This is a genomic window from Streptosporangium sp. NPDC048886 (assembly GCF_055586905.1).
Map to the genome: position 1 here is coordinate 1 of NZ_JBVJHH010000024.1, position 23,693 is coordinate 23,693.

Sequence of the window (23,693 nt, forward strand, 5' to 3'; positions counted from 1 at the left end):
TTGCCGCCGGGGGTGAGCACCTCGACCGCCATCAGCTTGTCGCAGTCGAAGGCGTCGGGGGCGCAGAAGTTGTTGACCTGGCGGCTGGCCTGGCCCGCGCCGCGCACCTCGACCGGCACCTCGCGCGCCGGGCCGTAGCGGACCGGGAAACGCCGGGTCGCCCGCGCCGCGGGGAAGGCGAAGCGGCCCTGGCCGGTGATCCGGACGGTGGAGCCGACCGGCAGGTAGACGAAATCGCTGACCGCCTCGAAGACCGAGGTCCGGCCGTGGAGCGCGAGCCGCACGCCGTCGCACTCGACCTCGCACGAGCCCGACAGCGGCAGGACCAGCATCTCCTCCTCACCGGTGGTGAACTCCACGCTCTCGCCGGACAGGCAGAGCAGGCGGAGCCCGGTGTAGGTCCATCCGGCCGACTCCGGAGTGATCAGCAGCGCCCACGGGGACAGCGCCGCGCTGCCTGCGGGGATCAGAGTCATGCCCTCGCCTCCTCTCGCCGCCCGCCGGGACGTGACGTTCCGGCGCTGTGCCTGCCCGATCGCTCGCTCATGCCACCTCCAGCATCGCCACGGCGGTGTCGACGGCCGCGGCCACGTCGTCATCGGAGGGGTACAGCAACGCGCGGCCCACCACAAGCCCCCGCACCCCGGGGAGCCCGAGAGCTTCGCGCCAGGCGGCGTAGGCGTGCTGGGGAGTGTCTCCGGGATCGCCGCCGAGCAGCAGGGTCGGCAGCGTCGTGGCCTGCATCACCCGCTCCATGTCGTCGACCACCGGGATCTTCAGCCACGTGTGCGCGGAGGTCGCGCCGAGCCCCTGGCCGACGTTGATGGCGTGGATCATCCCCTCCGGGGACAGGTCGTGCCTGACCGCGCCGCCGACCCTGCGCGACCAGAACGGCTCGACCATCGCGACCAGGCCGTGCGAGGCCAGCTCGGTGATCGCCCCGGCGCAGGACTCCAGGGTGGCGGCGGTGGCGGGGTCGTCCAGGCCGATCCGGCAGAGCATCTTGCCGCCGTCCAGGCCCATCCGGACGATCGAGGCGGTGTCGTAGGCGGTGAAGCGGTCGTCGAACTCGAACGCCGCGCCCTGCAGGCCGCCCCGGTTCATCGAGCCGATGACGAGCTTGCCCTCCAGCGCGCCGAGCAGCAGCAGGTCCTCCACGATGTCGGGGGTGGCCAGCAGGCCGTCGACCCCCGGCCGGGCCAGGGCGGTCATGAGCCGCGCCAGCAGCTCGACGCGGCTGGCCATGGCCATCGGACGGCCGGCGACGTCGAGCATGCCCCGCGCCGTGTGGTCGGCCGCGATGATCAGAAGCCGGTCGCGGTCCTCCAGCAGGCCCCGCCGCCGCCGGGCCGCCGCCGCCTCGGCCACCCGCCAGGGAGAGCGCGCGCGGGTCTCGCGCAGCTCCCGGTAGCCCTCCGCGCTCACGCCCGGCACGGCGCCCGCCGGCTCCGGCGCATCCGGCCGGGCGCCCGCCGGCTCCGGGCCTGTCTCACTCAACGCCCGCTCCCCCGCGCCGGACCCGCCCACCCCGGGCCGAGCACCTCTCGCACCTCGTCGAGGGTGGGCATGGCGGGCGCGCAGGCCAACCGCCCGGCCACGATCGCCCCCGCCGCGTTGGCGAAACGCAGCGTCCGCTCCAACGGCCACCCCTCCAACAACCCATGACACAACGCCCCGCCGAAAGCGTCCCCGGCCCCCAACCCGTTGACCACCTCCACCGGCACCGGCGCCACCTCCACCGTCTGCGCCCGCGTCATCCCCACCACCCCGGCCGACCCCCGCTTGATCACCGCCAGCTCCACCCCCGCCTCCAGCAACACCCGCCCCGCCGCCAACGGCTCCCGCACCCCCACCCCCACCTGCAGCGGGTAGACGTCCACCCCCACCCGCCCCATGGTCAGAACCTCGATCACGCCGACCCCTCGTCCCGCCCACCGGCCAGCCCCCGCAGGTAGGCCAGGCTCGCACGGACGTTCTCCACGGGCGCGGCGCCGTCACCGGGGCCGAGCACGACGTCCTGCTCCAGGACGTACCAGCCGGAGTATCCGGCCGCGCCCAGCCCCGCCACGATCCCGGCGACGTCCACATCCCCCTGACCGAGCGGACGGTAGATCCCCGCCCGCACCGCCTCGGTGTAGGACAGCCCGCCCGCCCGGACCCGCCCGGCCAGGCCGGCGTCGACGTCCTTGAGGTGGACGTGCGCGATCCGCTCGGGAGCCGCACCGACGAGGTCCATCGGGTCGGTGCCGCCGATCAGCAGATGACCGGTGTCCAGGCAGAGCGCGACCCCACTGCCGTCGAGCACCCGCTCCACCTCGTCCTTGGTCTCGACCATGGTCCCGACATGCGGATGCAGGGTGACCGTCCGGCCGAACTCCTTGGCGTTCTTGAGGATCCGGCCCAGGTTGGCCAGCAGGGTCTTCCAGCCGCCCGCCGTCAGGGCGGGCTTGGCGTCGTAGCTCTCCCCTCCGGTGGCGGCGGCCAGCACGACCGCCTCCACCTCGCCGTCCCGGAAAGCCCGCATGGCGGCCCGGACCTTTGGGAGCGGGTCGTGGTGGGGGTCGTGCAGCACCACGGGGACGAAGCCGCCGACCGCCCGCAGGCCGTACCCGGCGAGCAGGGAACGGCAGCGCGACGGCGAGGGCGGCAGGAACCCCTGCGGCCCGAGTTCGGTGGCCGTCAGGCCCAGGTCGCGCATCTCGGCGAGCACCTGGGAACGGTCGAGCTGACGGCCCCATCCGGGGACCTCGCAGACGCCCCAGGAAATGGGTGCACCGGCCGTCTTCAAATGACCACCTCCGCCATCCGGACCGGACGCCCCTCGCGCCTGGAGAGCTCGGCGGCCTCGGCGATGTAGAGCGCGGCCAGGGCGTCATCGACCGTGCAGGGACTCTCGTGCTCGCCCCGCGCCGCGGCCAGGAACGCGCTCATCTCCGCGACGTAGGCGGCCTCGAACCTGACGGCGAAGTCCGGCCACGGCTCGCCCGGCGGCTGCAGCCCCTCGGCGCTGGTCAGCGGCACACGCGGGTCCAGACCGGCCACCTGGGTCCCCGACGTGCCCGCCAGCTCCATCCGCACGTCGTATCCGGCGCCGTTGTAGCGGGACCCCTGCACCGTCACCAGCGTGCCGTCGTCCAGGGTGAGCAGGGCGGCGCTGTTGTCGACGTCGCCGGCCTCGGCGAAGAAGGCCGCGCCCCGGTTGGCACCGGTGGCGTAGACGGTGTCCACCTCACGGCCGGTGACCCAGCGCAGGATGTCGAAGTCGTGGATGTGACAGTCACGGAAGATCCCACCGGAGGCGGGGACGTAACCGGCCGCGGGCGGCCGGGGATCGGCGGTGATCAGGTGCACCCGGTGCAACGTGCCCAGCCCGCCACCGCGCAGCGCCGCCCGAGCCGCGGCGTAACCGGCGTCGAAGCGCCGCTGGAACCCGATGTGCACGACCGTCCCGCTCTGCCCGGCCGCCTTGAGGACCCGGAGCGTGTCCTCCACCCCGGTCGCGACCGGCTTCTCGCAGAAGGCCGGCACCCCCAGCTCGCAGGCCCGCAGCAGCAGCTCCGCGTGGCTGGCCGTCGGGGTCGCGATCACCACCGCGTCCGCGTCGAAGGCGTCTCCCACCCCGGCGCCCAGCCTGGCGGCTATCTCGTCCGCCCGCGCGGCGTCCGCGTCGGCCACCACCAGTTCGTCGACCCAGGGATGCGCCGCCAGCGTCGCGGCGTGGAATGCCCCGATCCGGCCTAGACCTAGCAGACCAACACGCATGATGCCTCCGAAGGAGATAGCGGCTGACCTCCAGTTCTAAGCGAAGGCATCGGAACTCGTCAAGGATTTGTCAGGACATGCAGACCATCTACCCCACAATGGTGCGCCGGTGGCCGGACCGAGGAGCGAGGGAGCCCGCGACGCACAGCGTCGCGGACAAACAGGCGTCGCGGTCAACGGGTCAGGCCGGCCGCGAAGGCGCGGATGGTCTGGTCGGCGTGGTGGACGGGGAGGCGGGCGAAGCCCATGACCAGGGCGGGCGGTCCGGGGGCGTGGCGCATCGGGCCCGCCGGCTCGGCGGCGAGGCCGCACGCCTGGGCCGTCTCGGCGGCCGAGTGCTCGTCCCAGCCGCCGGGCAGCTCGGCGAACAGGTGCAGCCCTGCGGAGACGCCGCGCACCGTGATCTCGGGCAGGTGGTCGGCCAGCGCCCGCACGAAGGCGTCGCGCCGGGCCCGGTACTCCCGGCGCATCCTCCGCAGGTGCCGGTCGTAGCCGCCGGTCCGGATGAGGTCGGCCAGCGCGTACTGCTCCAGGACCGGCGAGCCCAGGTCCAGCTCGCCGCGGGCCAGCCGGACCGACTCGGCGATCTCGGGCGGGGCCGCCACCCAGCCCAGCCGGAGCCCCGGGGCGAGGGACTTGCTCACGCTCCCGGCCATGACCACGCGGCCGGGGGCGAGGCCCTGCAGGCAGCCCACCGGGTCGCGGTCGAACCGGAACTCCGCGTCGTAGTCGTCCTCAAGGATCATCGCGCCGGTCCCGGTGGCCCACTCGATCAGCGCGGCGCGGCGCCGGGGGGAGAGCACCACCCCGGTGGGGTACTGGTGGGCGGGGGTGAGCAGCACCGCCCGCGCCCCGGTCGCGGCCAGGGCCGTGACGTCGACGCCCTCGCCGTCCACCGGGACCGCGACCAGGTCGGCCCCCGCCGCGCGGAGCAGCGGCAGCTGGCGCAGGCTGGTGGGGTCTTCGACGGCCAGCCGGATCCGGCCGGGGAGCGGCGCGGGATGGACGATCCGGTCGACGAACCAGTTCAGGTCGTGGGTGGCCCGGCCCTCCGGGGACTGCCCGGTGAGCGCCTGGAGCGTCAGGCTCAACCCCTGGGCCACCCCACCGACGATCACCAGGTTGTCCGGGCCGACGTCGGCCGCCCGGACCCTCCTCAGGTAGCCGGCCAGCTCCTCGCGCAGGCCGGGGATGCCGCCGGGGTCGCCGTAGTCGAGCGCGTCGGCGGACAGGGTGGTGAGGGCGCGCCTGATGGCGGCGAGCCACCGCTCGCGGGGGAAGGAGCTCAGGTCGGGGGAGGTGGAACGGTTCCCGTAGTACGGCTTGCCGGCGGCCAGGGGGGTGCGGGCGGCCTCCGCCGGGGGCCGGCTCGCCGCCGGGGCCACGCTGGTGCCCGCACCGACCCGCGAGACCAGGAACCCTTCCGCGACGAGCTGCTCGTACGCCTCCACGACCACGCCCCGCGACAGCCCCAGGTCCTTGGCCAGCTCACGGCTGGCCGGCAGCCGCTCTCCCGCCGGGAGTCTGCCCTGCCGTACGGCCTGCCGCAGCTCACCGGCGATCTGCCCGGCGATCCCGCCTGCCGCCCGGTCGACGGTCAGATGCAGATCGGCCAATTGGTCCTCGTTTTCAGCGGTTGATTGGACCCGTTTCGGGAGCCATTTGCCTCCTAGCATGGCCGACATGAGCGCAGATGTCATCACAGCCGTCCCCGCGACGCGGGGGCGTGGCCTGGGGCAGGCGGCGGGGGCGATGTTCCTGGTCGGCACCCTGGCCGGGGTCTCCGGCGTTATCCAGGACTATCCGGTCTACGGCGGCCAGGCTCTCCGCTACCTGCTCGCCGCCGCCGTCCTGCTCGCCGTCACCCGGGCCATGGGCCTGCGGGCCGTACGGCTCACGCCCCGCGAGGGCGCGCTGCTGGTCGCGCTGTCGCTGTTCGGGCTGGTGATCTTCAATGTCTGCGTGATCGAGGCCACCCGGCACGGCGGCCCCGCCCTGGTCGGCACCGTGCTCGGCACCGTTCCGCTGGTGCTCGCCCTGCTCGACGGCCGTCCCTCGCCGCGGGTCGTCGGAGCGGCGACGGTGGTGGTGGCCGGCGCGACGCTGGCCACCGGGCTGGGCAACGGTGACCTGCCGGGACTGATGTGGTCGCTGGGGGCGCTGTTCTGCGAGATCTGCTTCTCGCTGCTGGCCATCCCGCTGCTGCCCAAGCTGGGGGCGGTCCGCGTCTCGGCCTACTCGGCGGCGCTGGCCGTGCCGCTGCTGGCCGTCGCCGGCCTGCTCGCGGACGGCGGCGCGATGCTGCGCACGCCCACTCTCCCCGAGGCCCTGGGTCTGGGCTACCAGTCGCTGATCGTGACCGCCGTGGCGTTCTTCCTCTGGTACGACGCGCTCCCGCGGCTCGGCGCGGGGACCGCGGGGCTGTTCGCCGGGCTGATCCCGGTCGGCGCCATCGTCACCGGCGTGGCCCTCGGCCTGGGCGCGCCCTCCGTGCCCGACCTGCTGGGGGCCGCCCTGGTGATCGCCGGGATCGTCATCGGCCTCAGCGCGGGCGATTCGTCTCCGACTGCGGAAGGCTCGCCCGCTGCTGGGGGACGTCCACCTGCTGCTGGGGCAACTTCACCGGCGGCTCCGGCCAGCTCACCGGCCACTGGGGAGTCTGCCCGTCGATCTCCCTGATGTTCCTGAGCGTCAGGACGATCAACGAGACGGTCAGCCCGACGATCACGACAACCGCGATGATCGCGATCATGACGATATTGCTGCTCATGATGGTGTCAACACTGTCCACGATGCCCTCCGCTCCGTCCTGACCGATTAACCCGGTCCCTTTCCAGCTTCCTCTGTGTCTTCGGACATGTAGGGACGGTGGACGCCATAGGTGGCTAATACTTCCCCCAAATACTCTTTTTCCAGCCCATATCACTCCATCGACCATGGGATGAGGGAGGACGCGCTCCCCGCCCCCACCACGGCGGCCGAGCGCGATCGGGAGGCCGTACCCTCTAGGAGGACCGAAGGCCCCCGGCACGGAGGATCGAAGACGATGCCCGAGTTCGACTACACCGACCTGCTCCCCATGGGACCGGATGAGACGCGATACCGTCTGATCAGCGCCGAGGGGGTGCGCGTGGTCGAGGCCGCGGGCCGCAGGTTCCTGGAGGTCGACCCCGAGGCGCTCCGGCTGCTGACCGAGACGGCGATCCACGACATCTCCCACTATCTCCGGTCGTCCCATCTCGCCCAGCTCCGCAAGATCATCGATGACCCCGAGTCCAGCGGGAACGACCGCTTCGTCGCCCTCGACCTGCTGAAGAACGCCTCGATCTCGGCCGGCGGCGTGCTCCCGATGTGCCAGGACACCGGCACCGCGATCGTGATGGGCAAGCGCGGCCGCCACGTGCTCACCGACGGCGCCGACGCCGAGCACATCTCGCGCGGCGTCTACGACGCCTACACCAAGCTGAACCTGCGCTACTCCCAGATGGCCCCGATCACCATGTGGGAGGAGAAGAACACCGGCTCCAACCTCCCCGCGCAGATCGAGCTCTACGCCGAGGACCCGCACGGCCACGCCGACGAGTACAAGCTGCTGTTCATGGCCAAGGGCGGCGGCAGCGCCAACAAGTCCTTCCTGTACCAGGAGACCAAGGCGGTCCTCAACGAGAAGCGGATGCTCCAGTTCCTGGAGGAGAAGATCCGTTCGCTCGGCACCGCCGCCTGCCCGCCGTACCACCTGGCGATCGTCGTCGGCGGCACCTCCGCCGAATACGCCCTGAAGACGGCGAAATACGCCAGCGCCCGCTACCTGGACTCCATCCCCACCGAGGGCTCCCCCAGCGGCCACGGCTTCCGCGACACCGAGCTGGAGGCCAAGGTCTTCGAGCTCACCCAGAAGCTCGGCATCGGAGCCCAGTTCGGCGGCAAGTATTTCTGCCACGACGTCCGCGTCATCCGCCTGCCCCGGCACGGCGCCTCCTGCCCGGTCGCCATCGCGGTCTCCTGCAGCGCCGACCGCCAGGCCCTGGCCAAGATCACGCCTGAGGGGATCTTCCTGGAGCAGTTGGAGACCGACCCGGCGCAGTTCCTGCCGGAGACCACCGACGAGCACCTGTCGGACGACGTCGTGAACATCGACCTCAACCGGCCGATGCCGGAGATCCTCGCCGAGCTCACCAAATACCCGGTCAAGACCCGCCTGTCCCTGACCGGCCCCCTGGTCGTCGCCCGCGACATCGCCCACGCCAAGATCGGCGAGCTCCTCGACGACGGCGGCGAGATGCCGCAATACCTCAAGGACCACGCGGTCTACTACGCCGGGCCCGCCAAGACCCCCGAGGGCTACGCCTCCGGCTCCTTCGGCCCCACCACCGCCGGCCGCATGGACTCCTACGTCGAGCGCTTCCAGGCCGCGGGCGGCTCCATGATCATGCTGGCCAAGGGCAACCGCTCCAAGCAGGTCACCGACGCCTGCAAGGCCCACGGCGGCTTCTACCTCGGCTCCATCGGCGGCCCCGCCGCCCGTCTCGCCCAGGACTGCATCAAGAAGGTCGAGGTCCTGGAGTATCCCGAGCTCGGGATGGAGGCCGTCTGGAAGATCGAGGTCGAGGACTTCCCCGCCTTCATCGTCGTCGACGACAAGGGCGAGGACTTCTTCACCGACTCCACCGGCCCCGTCCTGTCCATCGGCCGCCGCTGACCCCCTGACACCCGACACCCGATCACGCAAGGCCCGGCTCCCCGCGAGCCGGGCCTTGGCCGTCTGCGGTCCGGCCGAGCGACGGGCGGTTCCGTCCCATTGGTTGAATGGCTGGATGGACGAGGCGCAGGCGCGCGCGAGGTTCCAGGCGGCCCGGGTCGCCCGGCTGGCCACGGCCGACGCCCACGGCACGCCTCACCTGGTGCCGGTCACCTTCGACCTGGACGGCGACACGGTCGCCTTCGCGGTCGACCACAAGCCCAAGCGGACGACGGACCTGCGCCGCCTGCGCAACATCGCGGCCAACGACCGGGTGTGCCTGCTGGTGGACCACTACGACGACGACTGGTCACGGCTGTGGTGGGTCCGCGCCGACGGCAGGGCGCGGATCACCGGAGAGGGCCCGGCCCGGGAACGGGCCCTGGCACGGCTGGCGGAGCGCTATCCGCCCTACCGTGACCGCCCGCCGCGGGGTCCGGTGGTCCTCGTCGAGGTGCAGTCCTGGACGGGCTGGTCATACGCGTGCCCGTAGCCTCCGCCGGGCGGGTCCCCGCCGATCAGGCCGCGCCGGGGAGGGCTCCCGAGTGACCGGGACGGCGGATACCGCGCGCCGGCCGGACAGATCACAGAACTATGATCATGCTGTCCTTTAATTGATCTTTCCGGTATATCTGCACCCATGAGGCAGACACAGCCACTGCAGCCGGGCGACCCCACCCAGATCGGCCGGTTCCGCTTGACGGGCCGGTTGGGCAGCGGTGGCCAGGGCGTGGTGTTCCTGGGCGCGGACGAGGCCGGCCGGCGGTTCGCGGTGAAAGTACCTCACCTGCCCAACTGGGCCGACGGCGAGCTTCGGGAGCGCTTCGCCCGCGAGTTGGAGACGGCCCGGCGCACCGCCCCGGCGTTCACGGCCCGGATCGTCGAGGCCGACCTCGAGGGCAGGCAGCCGTACATCGTCAGCGAATACATCGAGGGCCCCAGCCTGGGTGAGCTCGTGACGGCCGGCGGCCCGCTGCACCAGGACGCCGTACACCGATTGGCGACGGGGCTCGCCTCGGCGCTGGCCGCGATCCACCAGGTGGGCATCGTCCACCGTGACGTCAAGCCGGACAACGTCCTCATGGGGCCCGACGGGCCGCGCCTGATCGATTTCGGCATCGCCCGGCTGCCCGGCATCACCATGACCACCTCGGGCCAGATGCTGGGCACGCCCCTCTACATGGCGCCGGAGGTCTTCAACGGCGAGCGGGTGGGGTCCGCGGCCGACGTGTTCGCGTGGGGCGCCGTCATCGCGTTCGCCGCGACGGGCAGGCACGCCTTCGGGGGAGCCGAGATCCCGGCGATCATGCGCCGCATCCTCACCGAGCAGCCGGACCTCACGGCGCTCTCCGAGCAGATCCGGCCCGTCGTGGCCGCGGCCCTCGCCAAACAGCCCGCCGACCGCCCCAGCTCGGTGGACCTGATGGTGCGGCTGGTCGGCGGCTCCTCCATGCCGCCCTCGCAGCTCAACACCATGGACGTCACCGACGCGGCCGTCCGGCGGCGCCGGACGCGCGTCCTGCTGGCCGCCGGGAGCGCGGTGCTCACGCTGGCCGCCGCCACCGGGGTGGTGCTGGCCGTACGGCAGGCGGAGCTGGGGCCGGGCGGCGGGACGGCGGCGCAGGGGGCGGGGTCCGGCCCCGTCGAGCGGGTCCGGCAGCCGGAGCCGGGCGGCGAGGGTCCGGCGCAGGACCCCGCCGGAAAGGACGGCGCCGGGAAGGACGGCGCCGGGAGACCGGAGCAGGACCCGGCCGGAGGGAACGGCGACGGGAAGCCCGGGAAGGACGGCGACGGGAAACCGGAACAGGACCCGACCGGCAAGGACGGCGACGGGAAACCCGAACAGGACCCCGCCGGAAAGGACGACAGCGGGAAGCCCGGGCAGGAGCCCGCCGAGGACGAAGGCGGCGGCGGATCGGCGGACCCTCTCGGGGAGGGCAAGCCGGTCACCGGCTCGCCGCCGGCGGTGTGGGACGGCGACGTGCGCGCCTACTACGACGTCGGCGCCGCCGAGCACGGCCGGCGGGCCGCACGCCTGAAGGCGGCGGGCTTCCGCCCGCTGTCGATCTCCATCACCGGCCGGGGCTACACGGCGCTGTGGCACAAGACTCCGGGCGTCGCGTACGTGACCGCGCACGGTCTGACGGGGGGCGAGTACCAGGCGTTCTGGGATAAATGGATCGCGAAGGGCTACGTGGAGACGGTCACGGCCGCGCACGGAACCGGCCCGGCGACGGTTTTCGCGCTCGTCATGGAGAAGCGCCCGGTCGGCCATCTGGCCTACTTCGGGCTGACCGGCGCCCAGCTCCGCACCCGCAACTCCGAGGCGGTGCACAAGGGGTACATCCCCTTGTGGATCACCGCCTACGGCACCGCCGGCGACCCCCGCTACACGGCGACCTGGGTGGAGAACACCGAGGGCACCGACTGGCACCTCACCTTCGGGCAGACGGGCAAGCGGTTCCAGACCGAGTTCGACCGGCAGGCCCGCGACCATTTCCGGCCGGATGTCACGATCGCCCCCGATGGGACGTATACGGCGGTGTGGAAGCAGCAGCAGGGCACCTGGTCCTGCTACAGCGGACTGACCGCCCAGCGGCACGTGGCCCGTCTGAAGCAGCTCCGGCGCGAGGGCTACCGGCTCACCCGCCTGGTCGCCGCCCAGGTGGGGGACGAGGTGCGCTACTCGCTGCTGGCGGACAAGAAGTAGTGACGGCGCACGGGGCCGCGGCCGCGTGCCGTACGGAGCCCCGGACATCCGGCGGGCCGTGCGGGGGGCGAGGCGCCAGGCGGGCCGTGCGGGCCGCGTGGCGGCCACGGACATCCGGCGCCCCCCAGGAGAGGCCGAGGCGCCGGGCGTGCCGTACGGAGGCTCAGGCGCCGGGCGAGAGGTAGACCCGGAAGGTCTCGCCGCGGGCGGTGAACTCGCGCAGGCAGCGCCAGCCCAGACGTTCGTAGAGGCGGACGGCGGCGGCGGCCCGGGGCGAGGTGACCAGCCAGGACCGGCCCGCGGCGGCGGCGATGCGCCGGACCAGGGCGGCGCCGACGCCGCGGCCGGCGCAGCGGGGGTCGACCGCGACCTCGTGGATCTCGAAGCGGGAGGCCAGGACCGACAGGTCGCCGACCGCGTCGGCGATGGGGAGGTAGAGGCGGTCCTCCGGCCAGGGATCCGGGGTCGGGAAGCCGTAGGTGAACCCGGCGGGCTCACCGTCCAGATAGGCGACGTCGCAGTGGAATCCGGGTGTCCGGACGTGGGCGGCCAGCCGTTCGGCGAAGGCGTCGATCTGGCCGGGGGTCTCGCACCACGGCGGCGGTGCGAACGCCGCCGCGTAGACCGACCTCAAGGCTGCGGTGGCCGGCGCTACGTCAAAGGTCAGCCCTGCAAGCACGAGACCCCCATCGGACCAAACTGACACTTGCCATGATGATGTAGATGCGACTTATTCGCAATAGCGACAGGACCTAGGTCGCAGGACTGATGCAGATGCAAGCAAGTTGCAATAGTGTCCGGAGGAGCATTGATCAACGAGGAGGTAAGACCCCATGGGCGAGTACACCCTTCCGGACATGCCCTACGACTACGCGGCGCTGGAGCCCGCGATCACCGGCGAGATCCTGGAGCTGCACCACTCCAAGCACCACGCCGCCTACGTCAAGGGGGCCAACGACACGCTGGAGCGGCTGGCCGAGGCCCGCGACAAGGGTGAATTCGGCGGCCTGGTCGGGCTGGAGAAGACCTTCGCCTTCAACCTGTCCGGGCACGTGCTGCACTCGATCTTCTGGCAGAACCTCTCCCCCGACGGCGGCGACCGCCCCGACGGCGAGCTGGCCGCGGCGATCGACGAGCACTTCGGCTCCTTCGAGGCCTTCCAGAAGCAGCTCACCACCGCCACGGCGGGCGTCCAGGGCTCCGGCTGGGGCATCCTGGCCTGGGAGCCGCTCTCGCGCCGCCTGGTCGTCGAGCAGGTCTACGACCACCACGGCAACGTCGGCATGAACACCACCCCGCTGCTGGTCTTCGACGCCTGGGAGCACGCCTACTACCTGCAGTACCGCAACGTGCGCCCCGACTACGTCGAGAAGCTGTGGGGCCTCGTCAACTGGACGGACGTCACCGAGCGTTTCTCAACAGTTACGAGCACGAAAATCTGACCGAAGAACGCAAGAAGATTCGGCCCGGTCTCTACTGGTCGCATTACGCAAATCGGTAAGCTGCCCCACATGCGTGCGCCGTCCGGATACCTTCTTGCAGCGCGCTACCGGCTGTCGGAGCCGGTCGGGCGCGGCGGCATGGGCACCGTCTGGCGAGCGCACGACGAGCTGCTCGGCCGCGAGGTGGCCGTCAAGGAGGTGCGGCTACCCCTCGTCCTCGACGAGGAGCTGCGTGCGGAGCTGTGCGCCAGGACCGAACGTGAGGGGCGGGCGACCGCGATGGTCGCCCATCCCTCGGTGATCACCGTCTTCGACGTCGTCACCGAGGACGAGCGTCCCTGGATCGTGATGGAGCTGCTCCGGGCCCGATCCCTGGAGCAGCTCCTCCAGGACCGGGGCCCGCTGCCACCGCGCCAGGTGGCGGAGATCGGGCGGCAGGTCCTGGGCGCGCTGCGGGCCGTGCACGCCAAGGGGATCCTGCACCGCGACGTCAAGCCCAGCAACGTCCTGGTGACCGACGACCGGGCGGTGCTCACCGACTTCGGGCTGGCCGCGCTCGAAGGCGACGTGTCGATCACCCAGGCGGGCATCGTGCTCGGCTCGGCCGGATACATCGCTCCCGAGCGCGTGCTGGGCGCCAAGGCCCACCCCTCCGCCGACCTGTGGTCGCTCGGCGCGACCCTCTACACCGCCGTCGAGGGCCGCGGCCTGCACGGGCGCCGTACGGCCGCCGCCGCGCTGGCCGCCCTCACCAGCGGCGAGCCCATCCCGATGGAGAAGGCCGGACCGCTGACCCCGGTGCTGCAGGGCCTGCTCAAGATCGATCCGAATGCCCGGCTCGACGCGGTGCGGGCCTCGCTGATGCTCGCCCGGGTGGCGGCCGGCGGCACCGCCGAGGAGCCGATCGCCCGGACCGCGAGCAAGCCCGTCCGGAGCACCGCGACGATCACGGTCCCGCCGTTCAACCGCCGCCCGCAGCACCGCGGGACGCACCGGGTGGGCTCCGCGCCGATCCCGGCCCCGCTGCCCGTGCCGACCCCGGTCCCGCAGCCCCGCGGGCACCGGCGCCCGGCCGAGGGGGTGCACCGCAAGCCGGTGGAGCGCCCCCCTGTTCAGCGCCCGTTCATCCGCTTCATGACACCTTTCATCCGGTTGGTGCTCCCACGACTTCTGTGGCCCAGGGAACTCCGTAAGCGCGGATAAAGCGTTCTTCAAGCAAGAATCGCTATCTTCTTCTCATGCCGGAACAGCAGACGCGCGTGCTCGCTGACCGCTACGAGCTGATCGCACCGCTCGGCCGGGGGACCATGGGCACGGTTTGGCGTGCCTACGACCGTTCCCTGGGCCGCGAGGTCGCGATCAAGGAGATCCGCCAGGAGTCCGGGCTCAGCGAGGCACAGCGCGCCGAACTTCGAGAGCGGATGATCCGCGAGGGCCGCACGGCTGCCCGCATCAGCCATCCCTCCGTGGCCACCGTCCATGACGCGATCATCGAGGACGGCAGCCCGTGGATCATCATGGAGCTCGTGCAGGCGCGCTCCCTTGAGCAGGTGATCGAGGAGGAGGGTCCGCTGCCGCCCCGGCTGGTCGCCGAGATCGGGGTGGACCTTCTCGGGGCGCTGCGCGCCGCCCACGCCCAGGGGGTGCTCCACCGCGACGTCAAGCCCGGCAACGTGCTGATCACCGAGAGCGGCCGGGTGGTGCTCACCGACTTCGGCATCGCCAAGGCAGAGGGCGACACCAACCTCACCAGGACCGGCATGGTGATCGGCTCCCCCGGCTACACGGCGCCCGAACGGGCCCGCGGGGAGCACACCGGCCCCGAGTCGGACCTCTGGTCGCTGGGTGCCACGCTCTACTTCGCGGTGGAGGGCCGGCCGGCCTACGAGCGGTCCTCGGTGGCCGAGACCCTCGCCGCGCTGATGACCGACCGGGCCGACCCGCCGACCCAGGCCGGGCCGCTCCGCCCCGTGCTGGAGCAGCTCCTGGAGCGGGACCACACGGCGCGGCTGACCTCCGCCCAGGCGGCGGCGGCGCTCCGGGCCGTGGCCGAGACCCCCTCGACCTCGGCGGGGCCCGCACCCGTCAGGCCGACGGCGCAGGCGGCGCCCGCCGTGCCCGTCACCCCCGCGGCCCCGGTCGCGCCGGCGCGCCCTCCCGCCCCGGCGGCCCCCACGGCTCCGGCGGCCCCCGTTCCGGCTCCGGCGGACGAGGAGTACGACGCCGACCGCACCATGCTGGTCGTCCGCCCCAAGGGGGGCCTGCGCCTGCCCACCGGCCACCCGTCCCCGGCCGCCGCCGGACCGCCGCCCGCTCCGGCCTCTCCCCAGGACACCCCGGCGGTGGGTCTCCCGGCGGACCGCCGGCCGGGCGGCGCGCCGGCCGGGCCCGGAACGCCGGCCCCGGGCGGGCCGGGGCCGTCCGGCCCGCCCCAGCGGGGCACGCCGGCCGCGGGAGGTCACGGCCCGGCCGCACCGGGCACGCCGGTCGCGGGCGGGCGTGGTCCGGCCGCACCGGGCACGCCGGTGGCCTGGGGACCGGGATCCCCCATGGGACCGCGGCCGGGAACCGCCCCGGACGACCAGCCGACGGACACCGGGCGGCCGCCCGGTCACGGGGGCCCCGTGCCGCCGGGCCCCTGGCAGCAGCCCGGACCGGGCGCGCCCGGCGGCCACCCGCACCAGGCGGGACCGGAGGAGCCCAGGCGGGGGGACCCGCGGTATCAGGGGCTGGGGACCGACCTGTTCGCGATCGCGGGACAGGGCGGCAAGGGAGAGCAGACGACCACGCCGCCCAGGACCCGGGTCGGTCTGATCGTCCTCATGGGGGTCGCGGCCCTCGCCCTGGTGCTGATCGTGATCCTGGCGGCGGCGACCCTGAGCTGAATCCCGCTTTATCCCGTACGACGCAGACTGGACCCATGAGCGAGTATCGGATCGAGCACGACTCGATGGGTGACGTACGCGTCCCGGCGGACGCGAAGTGGCGGGCGCAGACCCAGCGAGCGGTGGAGAACTTCCCCATATCCGGGCGCGGGCTGGAGAGCCCGCACATCGCCGCGCTGGGTCTGATCAAGGCGATCGCCGCCGAGGTCAACGCCGGACTGGGGGTGCTGGACAAGGAGCTGGCCCAGGCCATCGCCGAGGCCGCCACCGACGTCGCGGAGAACGAGTGGGACGGCGAGTTCCCCATCGACCTCTTCCAGACCGGCTCCGGCACCTCCTCCAACATGAACGCCAACGAGGTGATCGCCACTCTCGCCGAGGAGCGGCTGGGCCGCCCGGTCCATCCCAACGACCACGTCAACGCCTCGCAGTCCTCCAACGACGTCTTCCCCACCTCCATCCACGTCGCCGCCACGACCGAGGTGACCTACCACCTCATCCCGTCCCTGCGGCACCTGGCCACCGCGCTGCGGGAGAAGTCGCTGGAGTTCGACCAGGTGGTCAAGGCCGGCAGGACCCACCTGATGGACGCCACCCCGGTCACGCTCGGCCAGGAGTTCGGCGGCTACGCCACCCAGATCGACAACGCCATCGCCCGGGTGCGCGGCGCGATCCCCCATCTCGCCCAGCTCCCGCTGGGCGGCACGGCCGTCGGCACCGGCGTCAACACTCCGCCCGGCTTCGCCTCGCAGGTCATCGAGAAGCTCCGTGAGGCCACCGGTCTCCCCTTCTCCGAGGCCCCCGACCACTTCGAGGCCCAGGGCGCCCGGGACGCCGTCGTGGAGCTCTCCGGCCAGCTCCGCACGGTCGCGGTCTCGCTCAACAAGATCGCCAATGACCTCCGCTGGATGGGCTCGGGCCCGCGCGCCGGACTCGGCGAGATCAACCTGCCCGACCTCCAGCCCGGTTCGTCGATCATGCCGGGCAAGGTCAACCCGGTGATCCCCGAGGCGGTGTGCATGGTCGCCGCGCAGGTCATCGGGAACGACACGGCCATCGCCTTCTCCGGGGCCTCGGGCAATTTCGAGCTCAACGTGATGCTGCCGGTCATCGCCCGCAACGTGCTGGAGTCGATCCGGCTGCTGGCCAACGCCTCCCGGCTGCTGGCCGACCGCTGCGTCCACGGCATCACGGCCAACACCGACCGCCTGCGCGAGTACGCCGAGTCGTCCCCGTCGATCGTCACGCCGCTCAACCGGCACGTCGGCTACGAGGAGGCCGCCAAGATAGCCAAGCAGGCCCTGACGGAGCGCAAGACCATCCGCGAGGTCGTCATCGAGCGCGGCCACGTCGCCAGGGGCACCCTCACCGAGGAGCAGCTCGACGCCCTCCTGGACGTGCTGTCCATGACCCGGCCGCCGTCGTAGATCAACAGCCCTGGGAGACTGGCCCCATGACTCAGATCAAGTTCTACGGTCGCCGCGACGTCTGGTCCGGCCGGCGTCAGGAGATATCGGACACCGTGCACGGCTGCCTCACCGAGGTGTGGCGGCTCCCGGAGGACAAGAGGTTCCACCGGTTCCTGCTGCTGGACGCCGAGGACCTGATCTGCCCGCAGCGTGGCGAGCGGTATCTGATCGTGGAGATCGTCTGCTTCCAGGGCCGGTCGGACGAGGCCAAGCGCGACCTGATCCGCGCCCTGTTCGCCCGGGCCCAGGAGGAGCTCGACCTCCCGGCGGCGGACCTGGAAATCGTGATCATTGAGTCGCCGCAGGTCAACTGGGGCATCCGTGGGGTCCCCGGCGACGAGCTGGCGCTCACCTACCCGGTCACGGTCTGACCGCGACAGGCCGGCTGGACTCTCCCACGGAGGGAGAGCCCAGTCTGGCCCCATGAAGAAGACCCACCCCGGCCTCTACACGGCCAAGGCCGCGCCGGCGCTCCTGGACGTCCCCCCGCTCCCCTGTCTCATGGCGGACGGCTCGGGAGACCCGTCCGGCGACCACTACAGGGCCGTCGTCGAGGGCCTGTACGGCGTCGCCTACGCGGTCCGCGCGGAGCTCAAGCCGGTGCTGACCTACTCGGTCGCCCCCCTCGAAGGGCTGTGGGAGGGCACCCCCGACGACCGCGCGTCCATGCGGTGGACCATGTGCATCCCCCAGCCGGAGCAGGTCACCCCCGAGGCGGTGGCGCGGGCGGTGAGCGCCGTCCGGAGGAAGAAGCCCGGCGCGGAGATCGGCGGGGTACGGCTCGCCACCGCCCCCGGAGGCAGGGCGGCCCAGATCCTGCACACGGGTCCCTACAGCGAGGAGCCGGCGACCGTCGAGACGTTGCTGAAGTTCGTCGCCGACCAGGGGCTGACCGTCGCCGGGAGACACCAGGAGATCTACCTGTCCGTGCCGGGCCGTACGGCACCGGAGAAGATGCGGACCATCATCCGCTATCCCGTCGCCTCCGGGTGACGGCCCCGGACAGGTCCGTACGGCACACATAGGTGGCGGCATGACTATGGTGGCTGCCGACATGGGCCGGGATTCGACTGATTGCCTAGATTCGGCAGCATGAGTGACCTAGCGGGGCGGCGAGCCGTGGTGACCGGGGCGGGCAGCGGGATCGGGCGCGCCTGCGCGCAGCGGCTGGCCGCCGCCGGAGCGCATGTGGTGGTGGTCGACATGGACGCCGAGACCACGGCGGAGGTGGCCGCCGAGATCTCCGGGACGCCGGTGGTCGCGGACCTGTCGGCGCCCGACTTCGTGGACGCGCTCCCCGGCGACGTGGACATCGTGGTGAACAACGCCGGATTCCAGCACGTGGCGCCGCTCGAGGACTTCCCGCCGGAGGTCTTCTCGAAGATCCTCAAAGTCATGGTCGAGGCGCCGTTCCTGCTGGTCCGGTCGGTCCTGCCGGGAATGTACGGGCGAGGCTGGGGACGGATCGTCAACATCTCCTCGGTCCACGGCCTCCGCGCCTCGCCGTACAAATCTGCATATGTCACTGCTAAGCACGCGCTTGAGGGACTGTCGAAGGTCATCGCCCTGGAAGGCGCCCCGCACGGCGTGACCTCCAACTGCGTGAGCCCCGCCTACGTCCGCACCCCGCTGGTGGAGAACCAGGTCGACGCCCAGGCCGAGTCCCACGGCATCGGCAGGGACGAGGTCGTCGAGCAGATCATGCTGGCCCCCGCGGCGGTCAAACGGCTGATCGAACCGGAGGAGGTCGCCGAGCTGGTCGCCTACCTGTGCGGCCCCCACGGCTCGTTCATCACGGGGACCTCCCTCCCCGTGGACGGCGGCTGGACCGCCCGCTGACCCCCGACGCGCAGCGTCGCGATGAGCCCGCGAGGGTGCGCCGGTGAGCTGGACCGAGGAGCGAGGGAGCCCGCGAGGGTGCGCCGGTGGCTGGACTGAGGAGCGAGGGAGCGCAGCGGACGAGCGACGAGGGAAGCCACCGGTTACCAGCACCCGAGCCGCGACGCACAGCGTCGCGAACAACACAGCGGACGAGCGACGAGGGAAGCCACCGGTTATCAGCACCCGAGCCGCGACGCGCAGCGTCGCAATCAGAATGGAAGACATGAGTGCACGGGTCTTTCTCGAAATGCTGGCCAGGGAGGCGTCGGCGGTCGAGTTCGAGGGGCCCATCCTGGCCGCCCGGGCCGGTGGGGCGGACGCGGCGACGCTGGCCGAGCTGGAGGAGGCCAAGCTCGCCGCGCTGAAGGTACGGGCGCTGCTGCGGCGCAGGGCCAAACGCGAGGCCGAGCTGTCGGCGCTGTTCGACACCGCCGGCGACCTGGCGGGGCTGCGGGACCTCGACGCGGTGCTGGAGGCCATCGTGCACCGGGCCAGGCAGCTCCTGGGCACCGACGCCGCCTACATGACGCTGCACGACCCCGAGCGGGGCGACACCTGGATGCGGGTGACGGACGGCTCGGTCTCGGCCAAGTTCCGTGCGCTCCGGCTGGCCATGGGCGCCGGCCTCGGCGGGCTGGTGGCGCAGACCGCGACACCCTATGCGACGGCCGACTACTTCGCCGACGAGCGGTTCCGGCACAAGTTCCACATCGACGACGCGGTGCACGAGGAGGGCCTGGTCGCCATCCTGGGCGTGCCGCTCAAGCTCGGCGCGCGGGTCATCGGGGTGCTGTTCGCGGCCAACCGGAGCGTGCGGCCGTTCACCCAGGACGAGGTGGTGCTGCTGGGCTCGCTGGCCGCGCACGCGGCGGTGGCGATCGACAACGCCCGGCTGCTGCAGGAGACCAGGAACGCCCTGGAGGAGCTCAGCGAGGCCAACCAGCAGGTCAACGCGCACAGCGAGGCCGTGGAGCGGGCCGCGCTCGCGCATGACCGGATGACGGGGCTGGTGCTGCGCGGCGGCGGGATCGGGGACGTCGCCGCCGTGGTCACCGAGGTGCTCGGCGGCTCGCTGGTCGTGCTGGACGACGCGGGACGGCCGATCACCGGGGACCCGGGCGAGCTGGCGGCGGGCGTGCCGGCGCAGGAGGGCGGTCCGGCGCGCACGCGCCAGGGCTCCGAGACGACCGCCGCCATGATCGCGGACGCCGCGCAGTCGTCCCGGGCGCTGGGCCGTACCGTCAAGCGGGGCAACCTGCTGGTCGCGTCGGTGGACGTGGGGGGCGAGCCGCTGTGCACGCTCGTGCTGCGGGCCGACGGCCAGGTGGCCGACACCGACCAGCGCATCCTCGAACGGGCCGCGCTGGTCACCGCGCTGCTCCTGCTGTTCCGGCGTACGGTGGCCGAGGCGGAGGGCCGGGTCAGGGGCGAGCTGCTCGACGACCTGATCTCCCGCCCCGCCCTGGAGGGGCTGGGCCAGCGGGCCCGGCGGGTCGGGGTGGATCTGGACGCCGACCACGTGGTGGTGGTGGTCCGCCACGGCGGACGGCGCGAGCGCGCCGCCTTCTGGGCCTCCTCCCAGGCCACGCTGAACCACGGTCTGGCGGCCCTGCGCGGGGACGAGGTGGTGCTGCTCCTGCCCGGCGACCGGCCCGGCCACCTCGCCAAACGGGTGGCGGCCGAGCTCAGCGGGTCTCTGGGCCATCCCGCCACCGCGGGCGCCTCGGGCCCGGTGCGCGGTCCCGCCGAGGTGGCCGCCGCCCACCGCGAGGCGCAGCGCTGCGCCGACGCCCTGCTGGCCCTGGGCCGGGCCGGGGAGGGCGCGAGCGCCACCGAGCTGGGCTTCGTCGGGCTGCTCGTCGGCGACGGCCGCGACATCGAGGCGTTCCTCGGCTCGGCGCTCGGCTCGGTGATCGACTACGACGCCCGCCGGGGCACCGCCCTGATCCGCACCCTCACCGCCTACTTCGGCACCGGCGGCTCACTGTCCCGTACGGCCGAGGCCCTGCACATCCACGTCAACACCGTCACCCAGCGCCTGGACAGGATCGCCCAGCTCCTCGGCGCCGACTGGCAGGACCCGGAGCGCGCCCTGGAGATCCAGCTCGCCCTCCGTCTCCACCGCCTCAGCAACTGAAGCCGGCCCTCCCGCCCCGCCTTCCCGGCCCCGCCTCCGCAGCACCCTGCCGTGCCGCGGGCCCGCCGTACCGTGCCCTGCCGTGCCGCGGGCCCGCCGTACCGTGCCCTGCCGTGCCGGGCCGGCGACCGGCCACCCGCTGGCCGCGTCCGTCCCCGGTCTCCTCCCGGCCCTCCATGGGGCGACCGCGGGCATCCACATAGACCAGCCGCCGGGTATGGCGGCCGGAGCCATAGGAGTGACGCCGGTCACTACGTACCGTGAGCCGACATCCCCCCCAACAGCGCTACCCATTGGTGAGTGAGATGTCAGAGAAAACCCGCACCCCCATCGGAAAGATCGTCGCGGCCAGTCTGATCGGCACGACGATCGAGTGGTACGACTTCTTCCTGTACGGCTCCGCCGCCGCGCTGGTCTTCCCCGCGCTCTTCTTCCCCAAGTCGGACCCGCTGACCGGCACCCTGCTGGCCTTCCTCACCTACGCGGTCGGCTTCGTCGCCCGTCCGCTGGGCGCGCTGGTCTTCGGCCACTACGGTGACCGGCTCGGCCGTAAGAAGCTCCTGGTCATCAGCCTGCTGATGATGGGCGCCGCGACCTTCCTGATCGGCTGCCTGCCGACCCACGCGGCGGTCGGCGCGGTGGCTCCGCTGCTGCTGACCGCGCTCCGGCTCGTCCAGGGCTTCGCCCTCGGCGGCGAGTGGGGCGGCGCGGTGCTCATCGTCTCCGAGCACGGCGACACCGCGCGGCGCGGCTTCTGGGCGTCCTGGCCGCAGGCCGGCGCCCCCGGCGGCAACCTGCTGGCCACCGCGGTGCTCGCTGTCCTGGCCGCGGTCCAGTCCGACGACGCCTTCCAGAGCTGGGGCTGGCGCATCCCGTTCCTGCTGTCGGGCCTGCTGGTGCTGCTGGGCCTGTGGATCCGGCTGTCCATCAGCGAGTCGCCGATCTTCCAGCAGGCCGTCGCGGAGGTCAAGCCCACGGCGAGCATGCCCATCGTGGAGGTCTTCCGGTACCACTGGCGCGATGTGATCACCGCGATCGGCGCCCGTTTCGCGGAGAACGTCTCCTACTACGTGCTCACCGCGTTCGTGCTGGTCTACGCGACGGAGGCGGCCGGGCTGACCAAGCCCGTCGTGCTCAACGCGGTGCTGATCGGCTCGGCCATCCACTTCTTCTCGATCCCCATGTGGGGCGCGCTCTCCGACAGGCTCGGCCGCCGGCCGGTCTACCTGCTCGGCGCGGCCGGGGTGGGACTGTGGTCCTTCGCCTTCTTCCCGCTGATCGACACCAAGAACTTCGCCGCGGTCACCCTGGCGGTGACGGTCGGCCTGATCCTGCACGGCGCGATGTACGGCCCGCAGGCGGCGTTCTTCTCCGAGCTGTTCGCCACGCGGATGCGCTACTCCGGCGTGTCGATCGGCGCCCAGCTCGCCTCGATCGTCGCCGGCGGCCTGGCCCCGCTGATCGCGGTGGCCCTGCTGGGCGCCTACAAATCCTCGTTCCCGGTCATGCTGTACATGCTCGCCGCCGCCGCGCTCACCCTGATCACCGTGTTCGTCGCCCGGGAGACCCGGGGCCGCGACCTCGCCACCCTGGGCGCCGCCGAGAACTCCCCCAAGACCCCCACCACCCGCTGAGCCGTACGGAGAGACATTCGATGCGCCTGGACAACCGGCGGGTGCCCACCGCCCGGATCACACAGAACGTGCTGTCGACCGGCGAGACCGGGGGCGAGGCGGTCCTGTTCGTGCACGGGAACGTGTCGAGCTCCGTCTTCTGGCGGGACACGCTGACGGCCCTGCCGGGCGGCTACCGGCCGCTCGCGGTGGACCTGCGGGGCTTCGGCGACAGCGACCCCGCGCCGGTCGACGCCACCCGCGGCCTGCGGGACTACTCCGACGACGTGCTCGCGCTGGTCGACGCCCTCGGCCTGTGCGGCGTGCACCTGGTGGGCTGGAGCATGGGCGGCGGGGTGGTGCTCCAGGCGCTGCGCGACCGGCCGGCCGCCGTGCGGAGCGTGACGCTGGTCAACCCGGTCTCGCCGTACGGCTTCGGCGGCACGCACGGACCGGACGGCGCGCTGAACCACCCCGACGGGGTCGGCGGCGGGGCGGGGGCGGCCAACCCCGACTTCGTGAAGCTGCTGGCGGCCGGGGACCGTTCCGACGACTCCCCGGTGTCGCCGCGGAACGTCTTCCGGAGCACGTACGTCAAGCCGGGCACGGTGGTCGAGGACGAGGACGCCCTCGTGGAGTCGATGCTGTCGACGAGGATCGGCGAGGACCACTACCCGGGCGACGCGGTCGCCTCCGAGGTGTGGCCCGGGGTCGCCCCCGGCACCCGCGGGCTGCTCAACGCGCTGGCCCCCACCCACTTCCGGCTGGACGACCTGCACACCATCGACCCCAAGCCGCCGATCCTGTGGATCCGCGGCGCGGCCGACGTGATCGTCTCCGACACCTCGCTGTTCGACCTGGCCCACCTCGGCGCCCTCGGCGCCGTCCCCGGCTCGCCGGGCACCCCCGCGCAGCCGATGATCGCCCAGACCCGGGCCGCGCTCCAGCGCTACGGCGACCACCGCGAGGTCGTCCTCGACTCCGGGCACAGCCCGCACATCGAGCGGCCCGAGGAGTTCCGCGCCGCCCTCGTCGACCATCTGAAGCGGAGCTGAG

The 23,693-nt window shown here is 72.5% G+C and carries 21 protein-coding genes; 14 read left to right on the plus strand and 7 right to left on the minus strand.

Features of this window, described 5'->3' with window-relative positions; all coding sequences use genetic code 11:
• The 6 genes from ACZ6R6_RS27905 to pdxR all read right to left on the minus strand — a co-directional run.
• Positions 1 to 476: 5-deoxy-glucuronate isomerase (locus ACZ6R6_RS27905; RefSeq protein WP_470098145.1), on the minus strand; the 476-nt coding region annotated here is incomplete at its 3' end.
• 67 nt (positions 477 to 543) lie between these two features.
• On the minus strand, positions 544 to 1,425 hold the full coding sequence (locus ACZ6R6_RS27910; protein WP_470098394.1) for a class I fructose-bisphosphate aldolase: 882 nt from the start codon (positions 1,423 to 1,425) through the stop codon (positions 544 to 546).
• 68 nt (positions 1,426 to 1,493) lie between these two features.
• Positions 1,494 to 1,913: a PfkB family carbohydrate kinase gene (locus tag ACZ6R6_RS27915; RefSeq protein ID WP_470098147.1), complete on the minus strand. Its 420-nt coding sequence runs from the start codon at positions 1,911 to 1,913 to the stop codon at positions 1,494 to 1,496.
• Positions 1,910 to 2,788: a TIM barrel protein gene (locus ACZ6R6_RS27920; protein WP_470098149.1), complete on the minus strand. Its 879-nt coding sequence runs from the start codon at positions 2,786 to 2,788 to the stop codon at positions 1,910 to 1,912. Before ACZ6R6_RS27920 ends, ACZ6R6_RS27915 begins: the two co-directional genes overlap by 4 nt.
• On the minus strand, positions 2,785 to 3,762 hold the full coding sequence (locus ACZ6R6_RS27925; RefSeq protein ID WP_470098151.1) for a Gfo/Idh/MocA family protein: 978 nt from the start codon (positions 3,760 to 3,762) through the stop codon (positions 2,785 to 2,787). The genes ACZ6R6_RS27920 and ACZ6R6_RS27925 overlap by 4 nt, the downstream gene beginning before the upstream one ends.
• Positions 3,763 to 3,935: 173 nt before the next feature.
• Positions 3,936 to 5,378, minus strand: coding sequence for a MocR-like pyridoxine biosynthesis transcription factor PdxR (gene pdxR, locus ACZ6R6_RS27930; protein ID WP_470098153.1), 1,443 nt, complete (start codon positions 5,376 to 5,378; stop codon positions 3,936 to 3,938).
• Between the two features lie 67 nt (positions 5,379 to 5,445).
• Between pdxR and ACZ6R6_RS27935 the strand changes: the two genes are divergently transcribed.
• The 4 genes from ACZ6R6_RS27935 to ACZ6R6_RS27950 all read left to right on the plus strand — a co-directional run bounded on the left by ACZ6R6_RS27935 (position 5,446) and on the right by ACZ6R6_RS27950 (position 11,210).
• Positions 5,446 to 6,441: a DMT family transporter gene (locus ACZ6R6_RS27935; RefSeq protein ID WP_470098155.1), complete on the plus strand. Its 996-nt coding sequence runs from the start codon at positions 5,446 to 5,448 to the stop codon at positions 6,439 to 6,441.
• Positions 6,442 to 6,808: 367 nt separating this feature from the next.
• Positions 6,809 to 8,461 carry a fumarate hydratase gene (locus tag ACZ6R6_RS27940; protein ID WP_451933719.1) on the plus strand — a complete coding sequence of 551 codons (1,653 nt, stop codon included), beginning with the start codon at positions 6,809 to 6,811 and terminating at the stop codon, positions 8,459 to 8,461.
• A 115-nt stretch (positions 8,462 to 8,576) separates the two neighbouring features.
• Positions 8,577 to 8,993, plus strand: a complete 417-nt coding sequence (locus ACZ6R6_RS27945) for a TIGR03668 family PPOX class F420-dependent oxidoreductase (RefSeq protein WP_470098157.1) — start codon at positions 8,577 to 8,579, stop codon at positions 8,991 to 8,993.
• A 147-nt stretch (positions 8,994 to 9,140) separates the two neighbouring features.
• The gene (locus ACZ6R6_RS27950) at positions 9,141 to 11,210 is read left to right on the plus strand and encodes a protein kinase domain-containing protein (protein ID WP_470098159.1); all 2,070 of its coding nucleotides are present in this window, start codon (positions 9,141 to 9,143) and stop codon (positions 11,208 to 11,210) included.
• 163 nt (positions 11,211 to 11,373) lie between these two features.
• Here ACZ6R6_RS27950 and ACZ6R6_RS27955 read toward each other — a convergent pair whose 3' ends face one another.
• Positions 11,374 to 11,844, minus strand: coding sequence for a GNAT family N-acetyltransferase (locus ACZ6R6_RS27955; RefSeq protein WP_470098161.1), 471 nt, complete (start codon positions 11,842 to 11,844; stop codon positions 11,374 to 11,376).
• Between the two features lie 199 nt (positions 11,845 to 12,043).
• On the opposite strand from ACZ6R6_RS27955, the gene ACZ6R6_RS27960 reads away from it, so the two are divergent.
• From ACZ6R6_RS27960 to ACZ6R6_RS28005, 10 genes are all read left to right on the plus strand, one after another.
• Complete coding sequence (locus ACZ6R6_RS27960) at positions 12,044 to 12,652, plus strand: superoxide dismutase (RefSeq protein WP_470098163.1); 609 nt, start codon at positions 12,044 to 12,046, stop codon at positions 12,650 to 12,652.
• A gap of 69 nt (positions 12,653 to 12,721) precedes the next feature.
• Positions 12,722 to 13,855 carry a serine/threonine-protein kinase gene (locus tag ACZ6R6_RS27965; RefSeq protein WP_470098165.1) on the plus strand — a complete coding sequence of 378 codons (1,134 nt, stop codon included), beginning with the start codon at positions 12,722 to 12,724 and terminating at the stop codon, positions 13,853 to 13,855.
• A gap of 35 nt (positions 13,856 to 13,890) precedes the next feature.
• The gene (locus ACZ6R6_RS27970) at positions 13,891 to 15,537 is read left to right on the plus strand and encodes a serine/threonine-protein kinase (protein WP_470098167.1); all 1,647 of its coding nucleotides are present in this window, start codon (positions 13,891 to 13,893) and stop codon (positions 15,535 to 15,537) included.
• Positions 15,538 to 15,572: 35 nt separating this feature from the next.
• On the plus strand, positions 15,573 to 16,964 hold the full coding sequence (locus tag ACZ6R6_RS27975; protein ID WP_470098169.1) for a class II fumarate hydratase: 1,392 nt from the start codon (positions 15,573 to 15,575) through the stop codon (positions 16,962 to 16,964).
• A 26-nt stretch (positions 16,965 to 16,990) separates the two neighbouring features.
• Positions 16,991 to 17,377 (plus strand): tautomerase family protein, encoded by a 387-nt coding sequence (locus ACZ6R6_RS27980; protein WP_470098171.1) that lies wholly within the window; start codon positions 16,991 to 16,993, stop codon positions 17,375 to 17,377.
• A gap of 52 nt (positions 17,378 to 17,429) precedes the next feature.
• Positions 17,430 to 17,999 (plus strand): GyrI-like domain-containing protein, encoded by a 570-nt coding sequence (locus ACZ6R6_RS27985; RefSeq protein ID WP_470098173.1) that lies wholly within the window; start codon positions 17,430 to 17,432, stop codon positions 17,997 to 17,999.
• Positions 18,000 to 18,098: 99 nt separating this feature from the next.
• Positions 18,099 to 18,845 carry a 3-hydroxybutyrate dehydrogenase gene (locus ACZ6R6_RS27990; protein ID WP_470098175.1) on the plus strand — a complete coding sequence of 249 codons (747 nt, stop codon included), beginning with the start codon at positions 18,099 to 18,101 and terminating at the stop codon, positions 18,843 to 18,845.
• 265 nt (positions 18,846 to 19,110) lie between these two features.
• Complete coding sequence (locus ACZ6R6_RS27995; protein WP_470098177.1) at positions 19,111 to 21,024, plus strand: helix-turn-helix domain-containing protein; 1,914 nt, start codon at positions 19,111 to 19,113, stop codon at positions 21,022 to 21,024.
• A gap of 305 nt (positions 21,025 to 21,329) precedes the next feature.
• A complete protein-coding gene (locus ACZ6R6_RS28000) occupies positions 21,330 to 22,658 on the plus strand; it encodes an MFS transporter (protein ID WP_470098179.1) in 1,329 nt (442 codons plus the stop codon).
• 20 nt (positions 22,659 to 22,678) lie between these two features.
• A complete protein-coding gene (locus ACZ6R6_RS28005; RefSeq protein ID WP_470098181.1) occupies positions 22,679 to 23,692 on the plus strand; it encodes an alpha/beta fold hydrolase in 1,014 nt (337 codons plus the stop codon).
• The last annotated feature ends 1 nt before the right edge of the window (position 23,693 follow it).